Consider the following 21,725-nt stretch of genomic DNA (forward strand, 5'->3'; position numbering starts at 1 on the left):
AACGTACTAGGGGGCTCCCATGACCGTCACCGCCTACACCCTGGCCGTCCTGCTCGACCTGTTCTGCCTGTTCCTGGGCTACCGCTTCTGGTTCCAGCCGACCCCCGCCGCCGCGGGCTACGGCGTGCCGGCCGACGCGCACGGCGACGCGGGGGCCTACCTGTCCGTCAAGGGGCTGCGCGACGGCACCCTCGGGCTGGTGGGCCTGGCGCTGCTGGCCTTCGCCGGGGTCCGTGCGGAGGCCTGGTTCATGGTCTGCGTCGCGCTGATCCCGCTCGTCGACACGGTGATCGTCCTGCGGCACGGCGGGCCGAAGGCCGTCGCGTTCGGGATCCACTGCGCCACCGCGGTCGTTGTCCTGGTCAGCGCGGCCCTGCTGTTCGCCGTCTGACCGCGTCCACCGCGGGCCACCGGGCCCGCCCGCCCACCGGGGGAACCGAACGATGTCGCTGTTCGTGCCGAGGTTCGACGAGACCGTCCTGGTCCGTGACGCCGGGGCCGAGGTGGTCGGGGGCGACCCCGTCGCCGTACGGCTGCTGGCCGACAGCAGCGCCACCGGCGGCGCGCTGTCCACGGTGCGCGTGACCCTCGCGGAGGGCGCCGACGGTGCGAAACCGCACGTGCACCACCGCTCCGCCGAGATGTTCTACGTCCTCGACGGCACCGCCGAGGTCCTGTCCGGCGACGACGTCGTCACCGCCGGGCGCGGCGACCTGATCGTCGTCCCGCCGGACCGCCCGCACGCCTTCGCCGCGGCCCCCGGCGCCCCGCTGGACCTGCTCGTCGTGATCACGCCGGGCGTGGAGCGCTTCGCCTACTTCCGCCACCTGCAGCGCATCCGCCTGGGCGAGCTCACCCCGGAGAGCCTGCTGGAGGTCCAGGAGCTGTACGACAACCACTTCCTGAGCAGCCCCGCCTGGGACACCCGGCACCGGCCCGGCGAAACCGTTTAACGGCCGGAGCTCCCCGCCCCCTAGGATTGGGCCCACACCACACACACTCACCCCAGAGGAACGCTGCATGCCTGGCATCACGCGCGAGGAGGTCGCCCACCTCGCCCGGCTGGCGCGTCTGGAGCTGAAGCCCGAAGAGCTCGACCACTTCGCGGGACAGCTGGACGACATCATCGGCGCGGTCGCCCGCGTCAGTGAGGTCGCCGACCAAGACGTACCGCCGACCTCGCACCCGCTCCCGCTGACGAACGTCATGCGCGCGGACGAGGTCCGTCCGTCGCTCACCCCCGAGCAGGCGCTGTCCGGCGCCCCGGCCCAGGAGCAGCAGCGTTTCAAGGTGCCGCAGATCCTGGGGGAGGAGTAACCCGCCATGACGGACATCACCAAGCTCACCGCGGCCGAGACGGCCGCGCGGATCGCCTCCGGCGCGCTCACGGCCGTCGAGGTCACCGAGGCCCACCTGGCCCGCATCGAGGCCGTCGACGAGAAGGTGCGCGCCTTCCTGCACGTGGACCGCGAGGGCGCGCTGGCCCAGGCCCGCGCCGTCGACGCCAAGCGCGAGCGCGGGGAGGAGCTCGGCCCGCTGGCCGGCGTCCCCCTCGCCCTGAAGGACATCTTCACCACCGAGGGCGTGCCCACGACCGTGGGCTCCAAGATCCTCGAGGGCTGGATCCCGCCGTACGACGCGACCCTCACCCGGCGGCTGAAGGCCGCCGACGTGGTCATCCTCGGCAAGACCAACATGGACGAGTTCGCCATGGGGTCCTCGACGGAGAACAGCGCCTACGGCCCGACCGGCAACCCCTGGGACCTCACCCGGATCCCCGGCGGCTCCGGCGGCGGCTCCTCGGCCGCGCTGGCCGCCTACATGGCGCCGCTGGCCATCGGCACCGACACGGGTGGCTCGATCCGCCAGCCGGCCGCCGTCACCGGCACGGTCGGCGTGAAGCCGACGTACGGCGCGGTGTCCCGGTACGGCATGGTGGCCTTCTCGTCCTCCCTCGACCAGGGCGGCCCTTGCGCCCGCACGGTCCTGGACGCGGCCCTGCTGCACGAGGTCATCGCCGGGCACGACCCGCTCGACTCCACCTCCATCGACGCCCCGGTCCCGGCGGTCGTCGAGGCCGCCCGCAACGGCAGCGTCCAGGGCATGCGCGTGGGCGTCGTCAAGCAGTTCCGCGGCGAGGGCTACCAGGCCGGCGTCATCCAGCGCTTCGACGAGTCGGTGGCGCTGCTGAAGGAGCTGGGCGCGGAGATCGTCGAGCTGGACTGCCCGTCCTTCGACCTCGCGCTGTCGGCGTACTACCTGATCGCGCCCTCCGAGTGCTCCTCCAACCTCGCCCGCTTCGACGGCCTGCGCTACGGCCGGCGCAGCGGCGACGACGGCACCCGCTCCGCCGAGGAGGTCACCGCCCTCACCCGCGCGGAGGGCTTCGGCCCGGAGGTCAAGCGCCGCATCATGCTGGGTACGTACGCGCTGTCGAGCGGCTACTACGACGCGTACTACGGCTCGGCGCAGAAGGTCCGCACGCTCATCACCCGGGACTTCGAGAAGGCCTTCGAGCAGGTCGACGTGATCGTCTCCCCGACGACCCCGACCACCGCCTTCCCGATCGGCGAGCGCGCCGACGACCCGATGGCGATGTACCTCGCGGACCTGTGCACCATCCCGACCAACCTGGCGGGCAACGCGGCGATGTCGCTGCCGTGCGGCCTCGCCCCCGAGGACGGTCTCCCGGTGGGCCTGCAGATCATCGCCCCGGCGCTGCAGGACGACCGGCTGTACAAGGTGGGCGCCGCCGTCGAGGCCGCCTTCGTGGAAAAGTGGGGACACCCGCTGCTGGAGGAGGCACCGTCGCTGTGAGCGCACTGACCAAGGCCAAGGGCTTCAAGAAGTCGAAGTCCGGCACGTACCTGTCCATGGCCGCGACCGCGTTCGGCGCGGTCGGCGCCGCGAAGCAGATCAAGAAGGCCCGCGCCGAGAGCGACACGCTGCGGCTCGTCGACGCGGTCGTCACCGCCGCCGGCATCGTCACCGGCCTCGCCCTGCTGTACCGCGAGCTGAAGCGGCTGGGCGACGACGACGTCCTGCTGGGCTGAGAGGGAAGTACTCACCGTGACCACCACGATCGACCTGGTGTCGTACGAGGACGCCCTGGCGTCGTACGACCCCGTCATGGGCCTCGAGGTCCATGTCGAACTCGGCACCCGGACCAAGATGTTCTGCGGCTGTTCGACCGCGCTCGGCGCCGACCCGAACACCCAGACCTGCCCCGTCTGCCTCGGCCTGCCCGGCGCGCTGCCGGTCGTCAACGCGACCGGCGTGGAGTCCGCGATCAAGATCGGTCTCGCGCTGAACTGCGAGATCGCCGAGTGGTGCCGCTTCGCCCGGAAGAACTACTTCTACCCGGACATGCCGAAGAACTTCCAGACCTCCCAGTACGACGAGCCGATCGCCTTCGACGGCTACCTCGACGTGCAGCTGGAGGACGGCGAGACCTTCCGCGTGGAGATCGAGCGCGCCCACATGGAGGAGGACACCGGCAAGTCGACGCACGTCGGCGGCGCCACCGGCCGGATCCACGGCGCGTCCCATTCGCTGCTGGACTACAACCGCGCGGGCATCCCGCTCATCGAGATCGTCACCAAGCCGATCGAGGGCGCCGGCGAGCGCGCCCCCGAGGTGGCCAAGGCGTACGTCCGGGAGCTGCGCGAGGTCATCCGGGCGCTCGGCGTGTCCGAGGCCCGCATGGAGATGGGCCAGATGCGCTGCGACGTGAACCTCTCGCTGCGCCCGCACGGCACCGAGAAGTTCGGCACCCGGTCCGAGACGAAGAACGTCAACTCGCTGCGGTCCGTGGAGCGCGCGGCCCGCTTCGAGATCCAGCGGCACGCGGCGGTGCTGTCCTCCGGCGGCACGATCGTGCAGGAGACCCGCCACTTCCACGAGGACACCGGGTCCACGACCTCGGGCCGCGTGAAGGAGGAGGCCGAGGACTACCGGTACTTCCCGGAGCCCGACCTCGTCCCCGTGGCGCCCTCGCGCGCGTGGGTCGAGGAGATCCGCGCCGCGCTGCCCGAGCTGCCGCTGGCCCGCCGCACCCGGCTGCTGGCCGAGTGGGGCATCTCCGCCACCGACATGCAGGCGATCCTCAACGCCGGTGCGCTGGAGCCGATCGTCGCCACGATCGACGCCGGCGCGGACGCGGCGTCCGCCCGCAAGTGGTGGATGGGCGAGCTGGCCCGCAGCGCCAACGAGTCCGGCACGGCGCTCGACGAACTGGCCATCACGCCGGAGCAGGTGGCCCGGGTCACCGAGCTCGTCGCGAAGGGCGACCTCAACGACAAGCTGGCCCGCCAGGTCATCGAGGGCGTCCTCGCGGGTGAGGGCACCCCGGACGAGGTCGTCGACCAGCGCGGTCTGAAGGTCGTCTCCGACGAGGGCGCGCTGACCGCCGCCGTCGAGGAGGCCATCGCCGGCAACCCTGGCGTCGCGGACAAGATCCGCGGCGGCAAGGTGGCCGCGGCCGGCGCCCTGGTCGGCGCGGTCATGAAGGCCACCCGGGGCCAGGCCGACGCGGCCCGCGTCAAGGAACTGATCCTGGAGAAGCTGGGCGTCACCGAGGGCTGAACCCCCGCGAACGGCCCCGGAGGCGCCCCGCCCCCGGGGCCGTTCGCGTCCCCGGAACCACCCGCTCCGTGCTCGTGCGGGGCCGACCGGGTACGCTCCCGCGCCATGAGTGGACGCACCGACTCCGACACCGGCGAGCACATACGCGCCGACGAGGACACCCGCGCCGACGCCGGGACGGCCCCGGCCGGCCCGGAGGCCGACGTGGACGGGGAGGACGAGCACGAGGACGAGCGCGAGGACGCCCGGCGGGCCCGCTGGACGGCGACCGGGACCGGCGCCGTGCTGACCCTGGCCGGCCTCGCCGCCTCCCTGCTGCGCCTGACCGGCTCCGCCCCGGCGCTCGTCCCGGCCGCCTACGCCCTCGGGGCCGCCGTCTGCGCCCTCGGCGCGCTCCTCGGCGCCCGCGGCCGCACCCGCCGCGCGCTCTGGCTGCTGATCGCCGGCGTGATGGTGATGGCGGTGGGGGACCAGTCCGACTGATCCGGCCCGGACCCCGCTTACGCAGGGCTTATGCCCGGCCGACATCCATCCCGTTATTGTCCTGTGATCCGCCTCCCACTCCTGTGAAAAGCCCCACGAAGGCCGCAAACGATCTCCAATGCCTGGAAGAGTGACCTGGCATCGCTCATGCGTTCTTTGCGGGCCGTTCATCCCATGGACGACTGTTCCCGGCCAAAGATCCACACTTCACCCCGGGAGCACGTTCGTGGCAGCCCTCGCACGCTGGTGTGTCCAGCGCCGCCTCGTCGCCGTCCTGCTGTGGCTGGCCGCCTTCGGCGGGGTGAGCGCCGCCGCCGCGGTCGCCGGGAGCGCGTACTCCAACGACTACGCCGTCCCCGGCACGGAGGCCGGCCACGCCGCCCGGCTCCTTGAGCAGGGCTTCCCGGAACTCGGCGGTGACACCGACAGCGTCGTCTGGCACACCAGCTCGGGCTCCGTGCGCGCCGCCGACGTCGAACAGACCATGACCCGCACCCTGGACCGCATCGCCGACCTGCCCGGCGTCGCCACCGTGAGCAGCCCCTACGCCGACCGGGGCGCCGGCGCCGTCAGCGCCGACGGCCGCACGGCGTACGCCACCGTCACCTTCACCGACGGCGCCGAGGACATCGACCGGGGCGAGGCGCAGGCGGTGGTGGACACCGCCAAGGGGGCCGAGTCCGACGGGCTCCGGGTGGAGCTGGGCGGCAGCGCCATGTCCCTCACCGAGGCCCCCGGCGGGCACCTGGCCGAGGTGGTCGGCGTGGTCGTCGCCGCGGTCGTGCTGTTCCTCGCCTTCGGCTCGCTGGCCGCCTCGCTGCTGCCGATCGCCACCGCCCTGGTAGGCGTCGGCACCGCGTACGCCGGGATCGCGCTGCTCGGGCACGCCATGACCGTCGCCGACTTCGCGCCGATGCTCGGCATGCTGGTCGGGCTCGGCGTCGGCATCGACTACGCGCTGTTCATCGTGACCCGGCACCGTCGCGGCCTGCGGCGCGGGCTGTCCGTCACCGAGGCGGCCACCACCGCCGTCGCCACCACCGGACGCGCCGTCGTCTTCGCGGGCGCGACGGTGTGCATCGCGCTGCTCGGCATGCTCACCCTGCGGCTGACCTTCCTCAACGGCGTCGCCGTCGCCGCCTGTCTCACCGTGCTGCTCACCGTCGCCGCCTCGGTCACCCTGCTGCCCGCCCTGCTCTCCTTCATCGGCCCGCGGGCCCTGAGCCGCCGAGAGCGGCGCCGGCTCGCCGAGCACGGGCCCGAACCGGAGGTCCCCACCGGGTTCGCGGCCCGCTGGTCGGCGCTGGTCGAACGCCGGCCCAAGCTGCTCGGCGCGCTCGCCCTGGCCGTCGTCGCCGTCCTCGCCCTGCCCACCCTGGGGCTGCGCCTGGGCACCTCCGACCAGGGCAACGACCCGACGACCACCACGACCCGCCAGGCGTACGACCTCCTCGCCGAGGGCTTCGGACCGGGCGTCAACGGCCCGCTGACGCTGGTGACGCGCGTGGCGGGCGGCGAGGACCGGCTCGCCCTGGACAACCTCGACGCCACCCTGCGCACCACCGAGGGCGTCGCGTCGGTCACCCCGGTGACCTACGACTCCGCCGGTACGACCGCCCGCCTCACCGTGGTGCCCGACTCCGCGCCCCAGTCCCAGCGGACCAGCGAGCTGGTCGACCGGCTGCGCCAGGAGGTGCTGCCCCGCGCCGAGCACGGCACCGCGCTGGACGTGCAGGTCGGCGGCATCACGGCCGGCTACGACGACTTCGCCGACGTCATCGTGGGCAAGCTGCCGCTGTTCGTCGGCGTCGTCATCGGCCTCGGCTGCCTGCTGCTCCTGCTGGCCTTCCGGTCCGTCGGCATCCCGCTGAAGGCCGCCGCGATGAACGTCGCCGCCGTCGCCGCCTCCTTCGGGGTGGTCGTGGCGGTCTTCCAGTGGGGCTGGGGGAGTGAACTGCTCGGACTCGGCCGGGCGGGCCCGATCGAGCCGTTCCTCCCGGTGATCATGGTGTCGGTCCTGTTCGGGCTGTCCATGGACTACCAGGTCTTCCTGGTCAGCCGGATGTACGAGGAGTGGCTGGAGACCGGGGACAACCGGCGCGCCGTTCGCGTCGGGCTCGCCGAGACCAGCCGGGTCATCAACTCCGCCGCGGTCATCATGATCTCGGTCTTCCTCGCCTTCGTGCTCAGCGGCGACCGGGTGATCGCCATGTTCGGCATCGCGCTCGCCGCCGCCGTCGCCCTGGACGCCTTCGTCCTGCGCACCCTGCTGGTGCCGGCCCTGATGCACCTGCTGGGCGACGCCAACTGGTGGCTGCCCGGCTGGCTGGAGCGCCGGCTGCCCCGCATCAGCATCGAGCCGCCCGAGTGCCGCGCCGCCGCCCTGGACCGGCTCACGGACGTCGTGGCCGAGGTCGAGCAGATCGACGCGGCCGCGCGCAGCCCGCACGACGATCATTAAGCAACCTCTCAGAGAGCGTCCGTACGGTGCCAGGCATGGAAACCACGACTGACGAGACCGCCGCCGAGGACGCCCGCACCGAGGAGGCCGCCCCCCAGGAGGCCGCCACCGCCCGGGACGCCGCCACCGGGGGCGCGAGCGGTGCCGACCCGGAGGCCGACGCCGACGCGGACGCCACGACGGACGCCGAGGCGGCCGGAGCGGCCGGGCCCTCCGGGGTCGGCCAGGGCGCCGGGGCCGTCGTCTCCGTCGCCCTCGGCATCGTGTCGCTCACCGGCAGCTGGACGGGCACCGTCGCCGCCGCCCGCGAGACCCTGGTCGGCCAGCTGCGGACCTCCTCCACGGCGAGCGTCTCCCAGCAGATCAAGGAGGTCTACGGCGACGCCTGGCACACCACCGCGCTGTGGGCCGGCCTGTTCGCCCTGGTCGCGCTGGTCACCGGCGCGGTCGTGCTGGTCCGCCCGGCCTTCGGCGCGCCCGGCAGGCCGCAGGCGCCCTGGATCAAGTCGGTCGCCTGGGCCGGTGTCGCGCTCGGCGTGATCGGCCTGCTGCTGGCCGTGCTGAAGTACAGCGACGCCCTGCTCGGCCTGCCGCCCGCGAGCTGAACCGGTCCTCACCCGAGGGGCCTTAGGCCCCGGCGTACGTGCCTTACGCCGGGCCCGGGGCCCCTCACCCGCGTCTAAGGCACCGCGCCCCCGCGAAGATGCGGAACTCTCCCGATGTGGCGGACCCGCCTCGGAGACGAAGGTGGAGGCATCGCAACCGAGCGAAGCCGACACACTCTCCCGAGGGGACCGCATGTACGAGCTCGAGCTCCAGCAGCTCCGTTCCGCCGAACTCATCCGCCAGGCCGACCAGGAGCGCCTCGCCCGCGAGGTCGTCCGCGGCCGCCGGGCCGCCCGGCGCGAGGCCGCCGGCCGCACCGCCGCCCGCGAGGGCGACGCCGGCCCGTCCGATACCAGTCGTACCGGCCCCACCAGCCATACCGGCCATGCCCGCCGCTCCTGGCGGCTGCGGTCCACCCGGGCCGCGTGAACGCCCCCGCCGCCCCGGCCCTCCCCGAAGAAAACACCGGGGCGGCGCCGGGGCCCTGTGCCATGCTCGGGACCGTGCAGACCAGGACCGTCTCACCCGTGTTCGTGGGCCGCGCCGCCGAGTTGGGCACCCTGGACGACGCGCTCGCCCGGGCCGCCGCGGGCGAGCCGCAGGCGCTGCTCCTGGGCGGCGAGGCCGGGGTCGGCAAGACCCGGCTCGTCGAGGAGTTCACCGCCGCGGCCGCCCGCGCGGGCGCCGTCGTCGCCGTCGGCGGCTGCGTCGAGATCGGCGCCGACGGGCTGCCGTTCGCCCCGTTCTCCACCGCGCTGCGCGCCCTGCGCCGCGCCCTGCCGGACGACCTGGCCGCCGCCGCGGCCGGCCAGGAGGAGGAACTCGCCCGGCTGCTCCCGGAGTTCGCCGAACCCGGCACCGGCCGCCACGACGAGGAGGGCACCGCCCGCCTCTTCGAGCTCACCGTGCGGCTGCTGGAACGCGTCGCCGCCGAACGCACTGTCGTCGTCGCCCTGGAGGACCTGCACTGGGCCGACGCCTCCACCCGCCACCTGCTGTCGTACGTGGTGCGCACCCTGCGCACCGGCCGGCTCGTCGTCCTCGCCACCTACCGCAGCGACGACATCCACCGCCGCCACCCGCTGCGCCCGCTGCTCGCCGAACTCGACCGGCTGCGCACCGTCCACCGCATCGACCTCGGCCGGTTCACCCGCGCCGAGGTCGAGCGGCAGATCGCCGGCATCCTCGCCGCCGACCCCGACCCCGCACAGGTCGACGCGATCTTCGAACGTTCCGACGGCAACGCCTTCTTCGTCGAGGAACTCGCCGTCGCCGCCCGTCAGGGCTGCCGCACGGGACTGACCGACTCCCTGCGCGACCTGCTGCTCGTCCGGGTCGAGGCGCTGCCCGAGAGTGCCCAGCGGATCGCCCGGATCGTCGCCGAGGGCGGCAACACCGTCGAGTACCGGCTGCTGGCCGCCGTCGCCCGGCTCGCCGAGGACGACCTGCTGGCGGCGCTGCGGGCGGCCGTCAACGCCAACCTGCTCCTCGCCACACCCGGCGGCGACGGCTACCGCTTCCGCCACTCGCTGGTCCGCGAGGCCGTCAGTGACGACCTGCTGCCCGGCGAGCGCTCCCGCCTCAACCGCCGTTACGCCGAGGCCCTGGAGGACGACCCGGGGCTCGTCCCGGCCGACGAGCGGGCCATGCGGCTGGCCAGCCACTGGTACCGCGCCCACGACCCGGCCAAGGCCCTGCCCGCCGTCCTCGACGCCTCCGACCAGGCCCGTTCCCGCCACGCCCACAGCGAGCAACTGCGCCTCCTGGAACGGGCCATGGAGCTGTGGGACACCGCCCCCGAGGAGGTCCGCGCCGGGCTGAGCCCCCTGGAGCACCCCGAGTCGTACCCGCCCCCGCCGCCCGCCGGACCCGCGGACCCCGACGGCCGCCCCGCGGCGGATCCCGACGGCCGCTCCGCGTCCGGGACCGCGCCCCGCTATCTCGATCTCATGGCGGCGGCCACCGTCGCCGGCCGGCTGTGCGGGGAGCGCGAACGCGCCCTGAAGACCGCCCGGCGGGCGCTGCGGCTCCTCGAGGAGGAGCCCGACCCGCTGCGCTCGGCGTGGTTCTGGATCCAGTGCGCCCGGCTGACGCGGCAGGTCGGCCGCGGTGACGGCCGGGCGGAGCTGACCCGGGCCGAGGAGTGCGTGCGCGGCCTGCCGCCCAGCCGGGTGCACGCCGAGGTCCTCGTCCAGGTCGCCAACTGGGCGATGATCCACGCGCCCGGCCCGGACGCCTTCCGCGCCGCCGAACGGGCCGTCGAGTACGCCCGCATGGTCGGCGCCCGCGAGACCGAGCTCAACGCCCGCCAGATCCTCGGCACCCTCCAGCTCGCCTCCGGGCACACCGAGACCGGCCTCACCGCGCTGCACGAGGTCAAGGAGCGGGCGCTCGCCGAGGACATCCCCACCGTGGCGCTCAACGTCTACGTCAACCTGCCCTCCGGGCTGGAGGCGATCGGCCGCTCCCGCACCGCCGTGCCCCTCCTGGAGGAGGGCGTCGCCTTCGCCCGGCGCCACTGCCTGGCCGACAGCGAGGGCTGGGTGTGGGGGAACCTCGCCGAGTCCCTGATGTCGCTGGGCCGTTGGGACGAGGCCGACCGCGCCCTCACCGCGGGACAGGTCGGCCAGGGCGCCACCACCCGCGGCTTCCTGGCCACCGTCCGCACCGAACTCGCCTACGAGCGCGGCGACCTGGACGAGGCGCGCCGCCATCTCGCGCTGGCCCGCGACCTGTTCCGGGCGCAGGAGGACGCAGCCCAGCACGAGCTGCCCCTGACCCGGGTCGCGCTCGGCCTCGCCGCCGCCGAGGGCCGCCCCGATCGGGCGCAGGCCCACCTCGACCGGGTCCTGGCGGCCGGCTTCCCGCCCGGCTGCGAGCGCTACGGCTGGCCGCTGCTGCTCACCGCGGCCGCCCTGGAGGGCGACGCGCCCGTCCCCGACCCCGCCCGGACCGCTGCCCTGCGCCGTGCCGCCAAGGGGCTCACCGCGGCCGTCCCGCTGTGGCGGGCCCACCAGGACTGGGTGCGCGCCGAACTCGCGCGCGCCGAGGGCCGCGGCGACCCGGGGGAGTGGAGCGCCGTGGTCACCGCCTTCGAGGCGCTCGACCGCCCCTACGACCTGGCCCGCACCCGGTACCGGCTGGCCGAGGCCCTCCTGACCACGGGCGGCGACGGCAGCCAGGGCAGTCATGACCAGGACCGCGACGGCGACGGTGCCGGGGACGGTCGGGACCGCGACGACGACCGCGACGACGACCGCGACGACGACCGCGGTGACGAGCGCGCCCGCGCCACGGAGCTCCTGCGCCTGGTCCGCGCCGTCGCCGAGCACCTGGGCGCCCGCCCCCTCGCCGACGCCGCGACCCGGCTCGCGCACCGAACCCGCCTGCCCCTCCTGCGCGGGACCGTCCCCGCCGACCCGTACGGCCTGACCAACCGCGAGCACGAGGTGCTGCGGCTGGTCTGCGCCGGGCGCACCAACCGGCAGATAGCGGACGAACTGTTCATCTCCCCGAAGACGGCCGGCGTCCACGTCTCCCACATCCTGGCCAAGCTGGGCGTCTCCGGCCGGGGCCAGGCGGCGGCCCTCGCCCACCGCCTGGGCTTGTTCCCGCCGGAGGTGGAGGGGAGGCTGGTGGCGGGCTGAGACGGCGCCGGCCGCGGCGTCGCCCCCGGGCGCGGGAGGGAAGCGCGATGTTCAACGCCTTCGAGGACCTGTTCGCGCCGGGGCGCAAGCACACCCGGGACGAGGAGAACCGCCTGGAGCTGACCCGCGAGGACGTCGGCGACGCCGATCCCGGCCGGGGCCCGATAGACCTCGCCTCGGGGAAGGTGGTCGTCCGCCCGCCCGAGCAGGACGCCCCGCAGGGAGGAACAGACCCTAGCTGACCTCCAGCTCCAGGATCCTGTCGTCGCCCTGCTTCGGCGTCCCCCGTCCGTCCGTGTTGCTCGTGGTCAGCCAGAGCTTGTCCCCGCCGGCCGCCACCACCGTCCGCAGCCGCCCGTACCGGCCCTCCAGGAAGTCCTGCGGGGCCGCCGACGCCTGCGTGCCCCTCAGCGGGATGCGCCACAGGCGCCGGCCCTTCAGCCCCGCCATCCAGACCGAGCCCCGGGCGAAGGCGACGCCGCTGGGCGAGGCGTCGTCGGTGTGCCACTGGGCGACCGGGTCCTGGTACGCCGCGTCGTCGCCCTTGCCCTCGGCCTCGGGCCAGCCGTAGTTGCCGCCCGGCTTGATCGCGTTCAGCTCGTCCCAGGTGTCCTGACCGAACTCCGACGCGAACAGCCGCTGCTTGTCGTCCCACGCCAGGCCCTGCACGTTGCGGTGGCCGTAGGAGTACACGGGGGAGTCGAAGGGGTTGCCCGGGGCCGGCTCGCCCTCCGGGGTCAGGCGCAGGATCTTGCCGGCCAGGGAGTCCTTGTCCTGGGCGAGCCCCCGGTCACCGGTCTCGCCGGTGCCGACGTAGAGCATCCGGTCGGGTCCGAAGGCGATCCGGCCGCCGTTGTGGATCACGCCCTTGGGGATGCCCTTGAAGACCGTGTCGGGCGCGCCCAGCTGCTCCCCGGCCGGCTTCTTCTCGTCGTAGAGCATCCGGACGACGCGGTTGTCCGAGGCCGACGTGAGGTACGCGTAGATCATGTGGTCCGCGGCGTAGTCGGGGGACAGGGCGATGCCCAGCAGGCCGCCCTCGCCGTTCGGCTCCACGCCCGCGACCTCGCCCAGCTCGGTCCTGCGCCCGCTGTCCGCGTCGATCCGGGTGATCGTGCCCTCGTCACGGGAGGACACCAGCAGGTCGCCGTCCGGGACCGGCGCGAGGCCCCACGGGGTGTCCAGGCCCTCGGTGACCGTGCGGACCACCTTCACCGTGCCCTTGGCCGGTGGTGTCGGCTCGGCCGGGCTCGGCGACGCGGACCGCGCCGGAGCGGTCCCGGCGGAGGTGCGGCCGGTGTCCGGCGCGCCCCCGTCGCCGGCGGAGCAGCCGGCCGTCAGCAGCAGCGCGCTCACGGCCAACACGGCCGGTACGGCTCGACGTTGCACGATCATGTCCCTTCGACGCGGCGGGTTCTCCCTGTCATACACCGCGCGCGGCCCCCCGGGTTCCCGATCACCGCACCCCGAACCGCTCCGGAGCGCCGGCCGGTACGACTCCAGGACGCGCCAACCGCGGGACGCACCAGCCCCGGGACGCACCAGCCCCGGGACGCGCCAGCCCCAGGACGCACCAGCCCCGAGATGCGCCGGTCCAAGGACGCGCCCGCTCCAGGACGTGTCAGTCCCAGGACCCCTGCGCGGCCGGCAGCCCGTCGATCTCCGCCAGGTCCCGCGGTGTCAGCCGCAGCCCGGCCGCCGCCGCGTTCTGCGTGACCCACCGCTCCTGCTTGGTGCCCGGCACCGGTATCACCTGCCGCCCCCGGGACAGCACCCAGGCCAGTGCCACCTGCGCGGCGGTGACGTCCTCGCCGTGGCGCCGGGCGATCCGGCGCAGGCCCGCCACGATCGGCTGGTTCGCGGCCATCATCTCCGCCGTGAAGCGGGGGTGCCGGGCGCGCAGGTCGGCCGGCTCGAAGCCCGCGCCGGGCCGGAGGGTGCCGGTGAGGAAACCATTCCCCAGTGGCATCGCCGCGAGGAATCCCACGCCCCGCTCCGCGCACCACGGCAGCAGCGCGTCCAGCGCCTCGGGCGACCACACCGACAGCTCGGCCTGCACCGCGCTCACCGGGAAGACCTGCTGCACCCGCCGCAACTGGCGCAGCGTGGCGTCGTACAGCCGGGGTCCCGGCGTGCGGCGGCCGCCCCGCGCGCCGACCGCGCACAGCCCGAGCGCCCGCACCTTGCCCGCCCGCACCAGGTCCGCCATGGCCCCCCAGGTCTCCTCCACGGGCACCTCGGGGTCGGCGCGGTGCAGCTGGTAGAGGTCGATCACGTCGGTCTGCAGCCGGCGCAGCGAGGCGTCGCAAGCCCTGCGCACGTACCCGGGGCGGCCGTTGGCCACGATGTGCTGCTCGCCGACGAGCAGGCCGACCTTGGTCGACACGAACGCGTCCTGCCGCCGCTCCTTCAACACCCGCCCCAGCAGCAGCTCGTTGGTGAACGGGCCGTACATGTCGGCGGTGTCGAGCAGCGAGACCCCCAGGTCCAGCGCCCGGTGCACCGCCCTCAGCGACTCCTCGCCCCGCTGCCGCGACGCGCTGTAGGCCCAGCTCATCGGCATGCACCCGAGTCCGACGGCCCCCACCGCGAGCGCCCCCGCGCCGATCGTCCTGCGCTCCACCAGCCCGTGACCCTCCCTGTGCCGACCCCCAACCTAACCTCTGCGCCCGCACGCCCCTGACATAGCCTCCTGGCATGACCCACGACGCGCCCCGTGACGTATGGCTCCCCCTCCCGCCCGACGGCATCGACGGCCTGCCCGAGGGCCCCAACTACCTCTTCTACGACGGCGGGGACGACGGCACCCAGCCCTTCCCCGGGGACCCGGCCGACTGCGCCGTCTACGTCGTGCCGTACCTCAAGCGGCAGTCCGTGAAGGTGCGGCCGCTGCCGCTGATGCGCAACCTCCGCGTGGTGCAGACCCTCAGCGCGGGCGTCGACGACATCACCGGCCACCTGTCCGACCTGCCCGCGGGCGTCAGCCTGTGCAACGCCCGCGGGGTGCACGAGGCGAGCACCGCCGAACTCGCCGTCGCCCTGACCCTGGCGTCCCTGCGCGGCATCCCCGGGTTCGTGCGGGCGCAGCAGGAGGGACGCTGGCAGAGCCGCTTCCACCCGGCGCTCGCCGACCGGAGCGTGCTGATCGTCGGCTACGGCTCGATCGGCGCCGCCATCGAGGACCGGCTCGCGCCGTTCGAGCTCGCGCGGGTGGTGCGCGTCGCGCGCTCCGCACGCACCACGGAGCGCGGCCCGGTCCACCCGATCGCCGAGCTGCCCGCGCTGCTCCCCGACGCGGACGTCGTCATCCTCTCCACCCCGCTCACCGAGGCCACCCGCGGCCTGGTGGGCAAGGACTTCCTGGCCCGGATGAAGGAGGGCGCGCTGCTGGTCAACGTGGCCCGCGGGGCCGTCGTGGACACCGACGCCCTGCTCGGCGCCCTGGAGGGCGGGCGCATCACCGCCGCCCTGGACGTCGTGGACCCCGAACCGCTGCCGGCCGACCACCCGTTGTGGCACGCGCCCGGTGTGCTCATCAGCCCGCACGTCGGCGGCCCCACCTCCGCCTTCCTGCCCCGCGCCGAGCGCCTGCTGGTGGACCAGTTGGGCCGGTACGTGAACCGGGAGCCGCTGCGGAACGTGGTCCTGACGACGGGCGCGGCGAGCGACTGACCCGCTCCGGGCACCCTCCGCAGTCCCCCGTGCGCGGTCCGTGCGTGCGCCGTCGTTGATCGTCACTGAGCGTAGAGGAACTATGTCCCTGAGTGACGATCCTGGTGTATCGTCCCGACAGGGGCTGCGCCGGGCACATTCGGCGCCGGGGACGGACATTTCAGACTGTAGGGGGGCGACGGGCGATGCACGGCCTATGGACGAACGATCCGACGCGGCGGAGCCGTCGGCGGCGACCCTGGCGCACGACGGCGCACGGACGTGCCCACGGCGCACACCCCGGTCACCGGGGCGCACAGACCAGTCACCACCGCCGGCCGGGCTGCCGGCGCCGGCCGGCCCACCCGGTCCACCGGGCCCTGCGGGACCCGGGGCCGGCGCGTGCCAGGAGGCCCCGGTGACCTCGCCGCCGTCGACCTCCACGCCCGTGCTCGACGGGACGCCGAGGGAGCGGACCCCGGTGGGTGCCGCCCCGGTCGGACCCCGGCCCCCCGCACCCCTGCGGCCCGGCCTGGTCCACCAGATGGTGCTGGCCCTCGTCTGCGCGGCCTACGCCATCGGTTCCGCGCTCGACTGGGGCTCCGAGGAACTCGCCCTGGTCATGGGCGACTTCGGGCTGGCCGCCGCGGCCGGCACCGCCGCCGTCTCCTGCTTCCTCTACGCGCGCACCCGCCGCGTGCGCTTCCGGCCGGCCTGGCTGCTGTTCGCCCTCTCCTCGACGATGGCGGCCCTCGGCAACGGCGTCTGGGGGTGGTACGAGGTCGTCCTGCGGCGGCCCGTGCCCAGCCCCTCCTACGCCGACCTGTTCTTCCTGTGCTTCGCCCCGCCGGCCATCGTGGGCCTGCTGGTGCTCGCCACCCGGCCCATGACCAAGGCCGGGTGGGTCTGCCTCGCCCTGGACGCCTGGCTGATCGCCGGCTCGCTGCTCACCCTGTCCTGGAGCCTGGCGCTCGCCCAGGCCGCCCGGTTCGACGGCCCCAGCGTCGCGCACGCCGCGCTGTCGCTGGCGTACCCGCTGATGGACATCGCCCTGGTGAGCATGGTGCTGGTGCTGCACTTCCGGCGCTCGACCGCGAACCGCACCGCGGTGAACACCGCGATCGGGGCACTCGCCCTCACCGTGATGTGCGACGCCCTGTTCACCTCCCCGCTGCTGCACAACAACTACCGCTCGGGCCAGCTGCTCGACGCCGGCTGGTTCGCGGGCTCCCTGCTGCTGGCCTACGCCCCCTGGGCCTCCACCCGTCACGCCCGCCGCCAGCCGGTGCGCGAGGGGCACACGCGCGTGGTCCACGAGCACCTGCCCGGACAGCGCACCACCGTCCCGCCCACCCCGACCACGGCCACGGGCCCCGCCGGGACGCAGACCCTGGCACAGGCACAGGCGCAGGCACAGGCACCGGCGCAGGCGTCGGTGGCGGCCGCGGGCGGCGACGCCGGGCGCCGGTCCGGCCCGGCACCGGGGAGCGACCCCGGCCGCTACCCGGGCACCCGGCCGATCACCGGCTCGCTGGCCGCCCTCACGCCCTACCTCGCCGCCGCCGTCTGCACGCTGGGCATCCTCTACAACGTGCTCAACGGCCGCAGCGTCGACCGCGTCGTCCTGATCACCGGCGGGGCCGTCGTCCTGGCCCTCGTGGTGCGCCAGGGCATCATGCTGCTCGACAACATCACCCTCACCCAGGAACTGGCGCAGAAGGAGAACCACTTCCGCTCCCTGGTGCAGGGCTCCAGCGACGTCATCATGATCGCCGCCCCGAGCGGCGTCCTGCGCTACGTCTCCCCGGCCGCCGCCGGGGTCTACGGACGCCCCGCGGAGGAGCTGGTCGGCACCGAGCTGGCCGGTCTGATCCACCCGGAGGACCTGGGCTGCGTGGTGCACGAGCTGCGCCGCTTCCTCGCCGCCGACCCCGCGGAGGAACCCACCACCCGCATCGAGTGCCGCTTCCGGTCGGGCGGCGCGGGCACCTCCCGTCCGGGGGACGCCGGGGGCGGGGGAGGCTGGCTCAACGTCGAGTCCACCGTCAACCGCCACCACGGCGGCCTCATCTTCAACTGCCGTGACGTGACCGAACGCGTCCGCCTCCAGGCGCAGTTGCAGCACAACGCCGAGCACGACCCGCTCACCGACCTGCCCAACCGCGCCCTGTTCACCCGGCGCGTCCAGCACGCCCTGTCCGGCCGCCGCAGCTCCGACCGGGGCACCGCACTGCGCAACACCGCCGTGCTCTTCATCGACCTCGACGGCTTCAAGGCGGTCAACGACACCATCGGCCACCAGGCCGGCGACGCCCTGCTCGTCCAGGCCGCCCGCCGCCTCCAGGACGCCGTCCGCCAGGGCGACACCGCCTCCCGGCTGGGCGGCGACGAGTTCGCGGCCCTCATCGTCGGCGACACCACCCGGGACCGCGGCGCACGCGAGCGGCACATCCTGGAGCTCGCCGACCGCCTCAGGCTCACCCTCTCCCAGCCCTACGACATCGACGGCTCCGACGTCCGGGTCGCCGCGTCCATCGGCGTGGCCTTCGCCGAACCGGGCCTCGGCGCGGGCGAGCTCCTGCGCAACGCCGACCTGGCGATGTACCGAGCCAAGGCGGCCGGCAAGGGCCGCGTCGAGCTGTACAAGCCGCAGATGCAGCAGGACGTCGTACGCCGGGCGGAGCTGGCCACCCGGCTGCGGGCGGCCCTGCACGACGGCGAGTTCATGCTGCTGCACCAGCCCGTGGTGCGGCTGGCCGACGGCCGGATCACCGCGGTCAGCGCCCAGGCGCGCTGGCGGTCCTCGCAGGGCGTGCTGTTCACGCCCGCCGAGTTCCTGCGGGTCGCCGAGGACGGCGAGCGCACCGCGGAGCTGGGCCGCTGGGTCCTGGAGGAGGCCGTCTCCCAGGCCGCCGAGCGGGCCGCGGCCGGGCTGAGCGCGCCGGTGTGCGTGCGCATGGGGGCGCGGCGGCTGGTGGACCGGTCGATGCCGCCCGGTTCCGTCGAGACCCTGCTCACCCGGCACGGCCTGCCCTCGGGCTCGCTCGTCGTGGAGGTGACCGACCTCGACCCGCGGGTCTCCTTCGACGAGCTGGAGCGCCGGCTGGGGGCCCTGCGCCGGCACGGGGTGCGCATCGCCCTGGACGGCTTCGGCTCCGGCTACGGCGCGCTCACGGCGCTGCGCAGGCTCCCCCTGGACGTGCTGCGGCTGGACCGCGGCCTGGTCGAGGGGGTCGTCGAGTCCGCCCGGCTGCACAAGATCACCAGCGGGCTGCTGCGGATCGCCGCCGACCTGGGGCTGCAGTCCGTGGCCGACGGCGTGGACCTGCCCGAACAGGTCGTCGCCCTGCGCGCGATGGGCTGCACCCACGGCCAGGGCATGGCGTTCACCGGCCCGCTGGACGAGTACCGGCTGCGCCGCTCGCTGCGCTCCGGCCGGTGCCCGGTGCCGCACGGCCCGGGCGAGCCGGCGCTCGCGGGCGGCGCGGCCCTGCGGTACACCGGAGGGGTCACGGCCGTCCTCGGTGGTGGAACGGCCCTCTGCTCACATGATGAGACGCCCGTCCCACCCACTTGACACGTGGTGCGCGTCGGGGGGAGGGTCAGTGCCATGCGCACCCGAATTCTCGTACTTGGACAGCGCGTCGGCTGACGCTGAGCCCTGAACCGCTCAGCGATCCCCACCCGGCGCGCTCCCCTCGCTTGCCTTACGGCACGAGGGGTTTTTTGTTGCACGGATACCTGTCGTGCGGCAGCCGAACCCCGCCCGAACCTCGCAAAAACCCTCAGCATCGAGAAGAGAATGCCGATGACCGAGCAGGCCACCGGGGCCCCTCATCCGCAGCCCCGGCCCCGATCCGGAGGACACCAGTCCGCCCCCGAGCACGTCACGGGTGCGCAGTCCCTCATCCGTTCGCTCGAGGAGGTCGGTGTCGACACGGTGTTCGGCATCCCCGGCGGCACGATCCTCCCGGCGTACGACCCGCTGATGGACTCCACCAAGGTGCGCCACATCCTGGTCCGTCACGAGCAGGGCGCCGGCCACGCGGCCACCGGCTACGCGCAGGCCACCGGCAAGGTCGGCGTCTGCATGGCGACCTCGGGACCCGGCGCCACCAACCTGGTCACCCCGATCGCCGACGCGCAGATGGACTCCGTGCCGCTGGTCGCGATCACCGGCCAGGTGGTCTCCTCGGCGATCGGCACCGACGCCTTCCAGGAGGCGGACATCGTCGGCATCACCATGCCGATCACCAAGCACAGCTTCCTGGTGACCAAGGGCGAGGACATCCCCCGGGTGGTCGCGGAGGCGTTCCACATCGCCTCCACCGGCCGCCCCGGCCCGGTCCTGGTCGACATCCCCAAGGACATCCTGCAGAAGCAGACCACCTTCTCCTGGCCGCCGGTCCTGGACCTGCCCGGCTACCGGCCGGTGACCAAGCCGCACGCCAAGCAGATCCGCGAGGCCGCGAAGCTGATCACCGCCGCCAAGCGGCCCGTGCTCTACGTCGGCGGCGGCGTGCTGAAGGCGCAGGCCACCGCCGAGCTGAAGGTCCTCGCCGAGCTGACCGGCGCGCCCGTCACCACCACCCTCATGGCGCTGGGCGCGTTCCCCGACAGCCACCCGCTGCACCTGGGGATGCCGGGCATGCACGGCTCCGTCGCCGCCGTCACCGCGCTGCAGAAGGCCGACCTGATCGTCGCCCTCGGCGCCCGCTTCGACGACCGCGTCACCGGCAAGCTGGACAGCTTCGCGCCGTTCGCCAAGATCGTCCACGCCGACATCGACCCGGCCGAGATCGGCAAGAACCGCGCCGCGGACGTGCCGATCGTCGGCGACGCCCGAGAAGTCATCGCCGACCTGGTCCAGGCCGTCCAGAAGGAGCACGCCGAGGGCCACCGCGGCGACTACGGCGCCTGGTGGAAGGACCTCGACCGCTGGCGCTCGACCTACCCGCTGGGCTACGACCTGCCCGAGGACGGCTCGCTCTCCCCGCAGCAGGTCATCGAGCGCATCGGCCGCCTGGCCCCCGAGGGCACGATCTTCACGGCGGGCGTCGGCCAGCACCAGATGTGGGCCGCGCACTTCATCAAGTACGAGAAGCCCGCCACCTGGCTGAACTCCGGCGGCGCGGGCACCATGGGCTACGCGGTCCCGGCCGCGATGGGCGCCAAGGCCGGCGCGCCGCAGCAGACGGTGTGGGCGATCGACGGCGACGGCTGCTTCCAGATGACCAACCAGGAGCTCACCACCTGCGCCCTGAACAACATCCCGATCAAGGTCGCAGTCATCAACAACGGCGCCCTCGGGATGGTCCGCCAGTGGCAGACCCTCTTCTACAACCAGCGCTACTCCAACACCGTGCTGCACTCCGGGCCCGACGACGTCAACCCGCAGGCCCGCGGCACCCGCGTCCCCGACTTCGTGAAGCTGTCGGAGGCCATGGGCTGCTACTCGATCCGCTGCGAGGACCCCGCCGACCTCGACAAGGTCATCGAAGAGGCCAACAGCATCAACGACCGCCCGGTGGTCGTCGACTTCATCGTCCACGAGGACGCCATGGTGTGGCCGATGGTCGCCGCCGGCACCTCCAACGACGAGATCATGGCCGCCCGGGACGTCCGCCCGGACTTCGGCGACGGCGAAGACGACTGACCGCGACCGGCAAGGAAGAGCAGAAACCATGTCCAAGCACACGCTCTCCGTCCTGGTGGAGAACACGCCGGGCATCCTCGCCCGGATCGCCGCCCTGTTCTCCCGGCGCGGCTTCAACATCGACTCGCTCGCGGTCGGTGTCACCGAGCACCCCGACATCTCCCGCATCACCATCGTGGTGAGTGTCGACGACCTGCCGCTGGAACAGGTCACCAAGCAGCTCAACAAGCTCGTCAACGTGCTGAAGATCGTCGAGCTGGAGCCGTCACAGGCGGTCCAGCGCGAACTCGTTCTGGTGAAGGTGCGCGCCGACAACGAGACGCGCTCCCAGATCGTCGAGATCGTCCAGCTGTTCCGCGCCAAGACCGTGGACGTCTCCCCGGAGGCCGTGACCATCGAGGCCACCGGCAGCAGCGACAAGCTGTCCGCCATGCTCAAGATGCTGGAGCCGTTCGGCATCAAGGAACTCGTCCAGTCCGGCACGATCGCGATCGGCCGCGGTGCCCGTTCGATCACGGACCGCTCGCTGCGCGCGCTCGACCGGTCCGCCTAGGCACAGCTCCGGGCGGCCGGCGATCACCGGCCGCCCGGATACCGAGACCCCCGAACCTCCCCTCCCCCCGCCGTCATACGGTGG

The 21,725-nt window shown here is 73.8% G+C and carries 18 protein-coding genes; 16 read left to right on the plus strand and 2 right to left on the minus strand.

Annotated features, from left to right (window positions below; all coding sequences use genetic code 11):
• Positions 1–19 precede the first annotated feature (19 nt).
• From AQJ30_RS26200 to AQJ30_RS26255, 12 genes are all read left to right on the plus strand, one after another.
• A complete protein-coding gene (locus AQJ30_RS26200; RefSeq protein WP_067238842.1) occupies positions 20–391 on the plus strand; it encodes a DUF4267 domain-containing protein in 372 nt (123 codons plus the stop codon).
• Positions 392–443: 52 nt separating this feature from the next.
• Positions 444–953, plus strand: a complete 510-nt coding sequence (locus AQJ30_RS26205) for a cupin domain-containing protein (RefSeq protein WP_067238844.1) — start codon at positions 444–446, stop codon at positions 951–953.
• Between the two features lie 67 nt (positions 954–1,020).
• Positions 1,021–1,317 (plus strand): Asp-tRNA(Asn)/Glu-tRNA(Gln) amidotransferase subunit GatC, encoded by a 297-nt coding sequence (gene gatC / locus AQJ30_RS26210; RefSeq protein WP_006130840.1) that lies wholly within the window; start codon positions 1,021–1,023, stop codon positions 1,315–1,317.
• Between the two features lie 6 nt (positions 1,318–1,323).
• Positions 1,324–2,817, plus strand: coding sequence for an Asp-tRNA(Asn)/Glu-tRNA(Gln) amidotransferase subunit GatA (gene gatA, locus AQJ30_RS26215; protein WP_067238847.1), 1,494 nt, complete (start codon positions 1,324–1,326; stop codon positions 2,815–2,817).
• Complete coding sequence (locus tag AQJ30_RS26220) at positions 2,814–3,053, plus strand: hypothetical protein (protein ID WP_067238850.1); 240 nt, start codon at positions 2,814–2,816, stop codon at positions 3,051–3,053. The genes gatA and AQJ30_RS26220 overlap by 4 nt, the downstream gene beginning before the upstream one ends.
• A 16-nt stretch (positions 3,054–3,069) precedes the next feature.
• Entirely contained in the window at positions 3,070–4,584 is a 1,515-nt protein-coding gene (gatB, locus tag AQJ30_RS26225; RefSeq protein WP_067238852.1) for an Asp-tRNA(Asn)/Glu-tRNA(Gln) amidotransferase subunit GatB, read from the plus strand.
• A gap of 105 nt (positions 4,585–4,689) precedes the next feature.
• A complete protein-coding gene (locus tag AQJ30_RS26230) occupies positions 4,690–5,067 on the plus strand; it encodes a hypothetical protein (RefSeq protein ID WP_245727135.1) in 378 nt (125 codons plus the stop codon).
• 226 nt (positions 5,068–5,293) lie between these two features.
• Positions 5,294–7,528, plus strand: coding sequence for an MMPL family transporter (locus AQJ30_RS26235; RefSeq protein ID WP_067238855.1), 2,235 nt, complete (start codon positions 5,294–5,296; stop codon positions 7,526–7,528).
• A 35-nt stretch (positions 7,529–7,563) separates the two neighbouring features.
• Positions 7,564–8,133 (plus strand): hypothetical protein, encoded by a 570-nt coding sequence (locus AQJ30_RS26240; RefSeq protein ID WP_067238857.1) that lies wholly within the window; start codon positions 7,564–7,566, stop codon positions 8,131–8,133.
• Positions 8,134–8,326: 193 nt separating this feature from the next.
• Positions 8,327–8,563: a hypothetical protein gene (locus tag AQJ30_RS26245; RefSeq protein WP_067238860.1), complete on the plus strand. Its 237-nt coding sequence runs from the start codon at positions 8,327–8,329 to the stop codon at positions 8,561–8,563.
• Between the two features lie 62 nt (positions 8,564–8,625).
• Positions 8,626–11,781, plus strand: a complete 3,156-nt coding sequence (locus AQJ30_RS26250; protein WP_067238863.1) for a helix-turn-helix transcriptional regulator — start codon at positions 8,626–8,628, stop codon at positions 11,779–11,781.
• 47 nt (positions 11,782–11,828) lie between these two features.
• Positions 11,829–12,023 carry a DUF6191 domain-containing protein gene (locus AQJ30_RS26255; protein WP_067238865.1) on the plus strand — a complete coding sequence of 65 codons (195 nt, stop codon included), beginning with the start codon at positions 11,829–11,831 and terminating at the stop codon, positions 12,021–12,023.
• Here the strand turns inward: AQJ30_RS26255 and AQJ30_RS26260 are convergent.
• Both AQJ30_RS26260 and AQJ30_RS26265 read right to left on the minus strand, forming a co-directional pair.
• Positions 12,016–13,176: a PQQ-dependent sugar dehydrogenase gene (locus tag AQJ30_RS26260; RefSeq protein ID WP_067238868.1), complete on the minus strand. Its 1,161-nt coding sequence runs from the start codon at positions 13,174–13,176 to the stop codon at positions 12,016–12,018. The two genes, AQJ30_RS26255 and AQJ30_RS26260, sit on opposite strands and share 8 nt — an antisense overlap.
• A 226-nt stretch (positions 13,177–13,402) precedes the next feature.
• Complete coding sequence (locus AQJ30_RS26265) at positions 13,403–14,404, minus strand: aldo/keto reductase (protein ID WP_067238871.1); 1,002 nt, start codon at positions 14,402–14,404, stop codon at positions 13,403–13,405.
• A 74-nt stretch (positions 14,405–14,478) separates the two neighbouring features.
• Between AQJ30_RS26265 and AQJ30_RS26270 the strand changes: the two genes are divergently transcribed.
• The 4 genes from AQJ30_RS26270 to ilvN all read left to right on the plus strand — a co-directional run bounded on the left by AQJ30_RS26270 (position 14,479) and on the right by ilvN (position 21,641).
• Complete coding sequence (locus tag AQJ30_RS26270; protein ID WP_067238874.1) at positions 14,479–15,453, plus strand: 2-hydroxyacid dehydrogenase; 975 nt, start codon at positions 14,479–14,481, stop codon at positions 15,451–15,453.
• Between the two features lie 397 nt (positions 15,454–15,850).
• Positions 15,851–19,009 (plus strand): putative bifunctional diguanylate cyclase/phosphodiesterase, encoded by a 3,159-nt coding sequence (locus AQJ30_RS26275; RefSeq protein WP_067238877.1) that lies wholly within the window; start codon positions 15,851–15,853, stop codon positions 19,007–19,009.
• A gap of 231 nt (positions 19,010–19,240) precedes the next feature.
• Positions 19,241–21,088 carry an acetolactate synthase large subunit gene (locus AQJ30_RS26280; protein WP_107119709.1) on the plus strand — a complete coding sequence of 616 codons (1,848 nt, stop codon included), beginning with the start codon at positions 19,241–19,243 and terminating at the stop codon, positions 21,086–21,088.
• 28 nt (positions 21,089–21,116) lie between these two features.
• Positions 21,117–21,641, plus strand: a complete 525-nt coding sequence (ilvN, locus tag AQJ30_RS26285) for an acetolactate synthase small subunit (RefSeq protein WP_067238881.1) — start codon at positions 21,117–21,119, stop codon at positions 21,639–21,641.
• Positions 21,642–21,725: the final 84 nt, after the last annotated feature.

Origin of the sequence: Streptomyces longwoodensis (assembly GCF_001514125.1) — a bacterium.
Classification (GTDB): domain Bacteria; phylum Actinomycetota; class Actinomycetes; order Streptomycetales; family Streptomycetaceae; genus Streptomyces; species Streptomyces longwoodensis.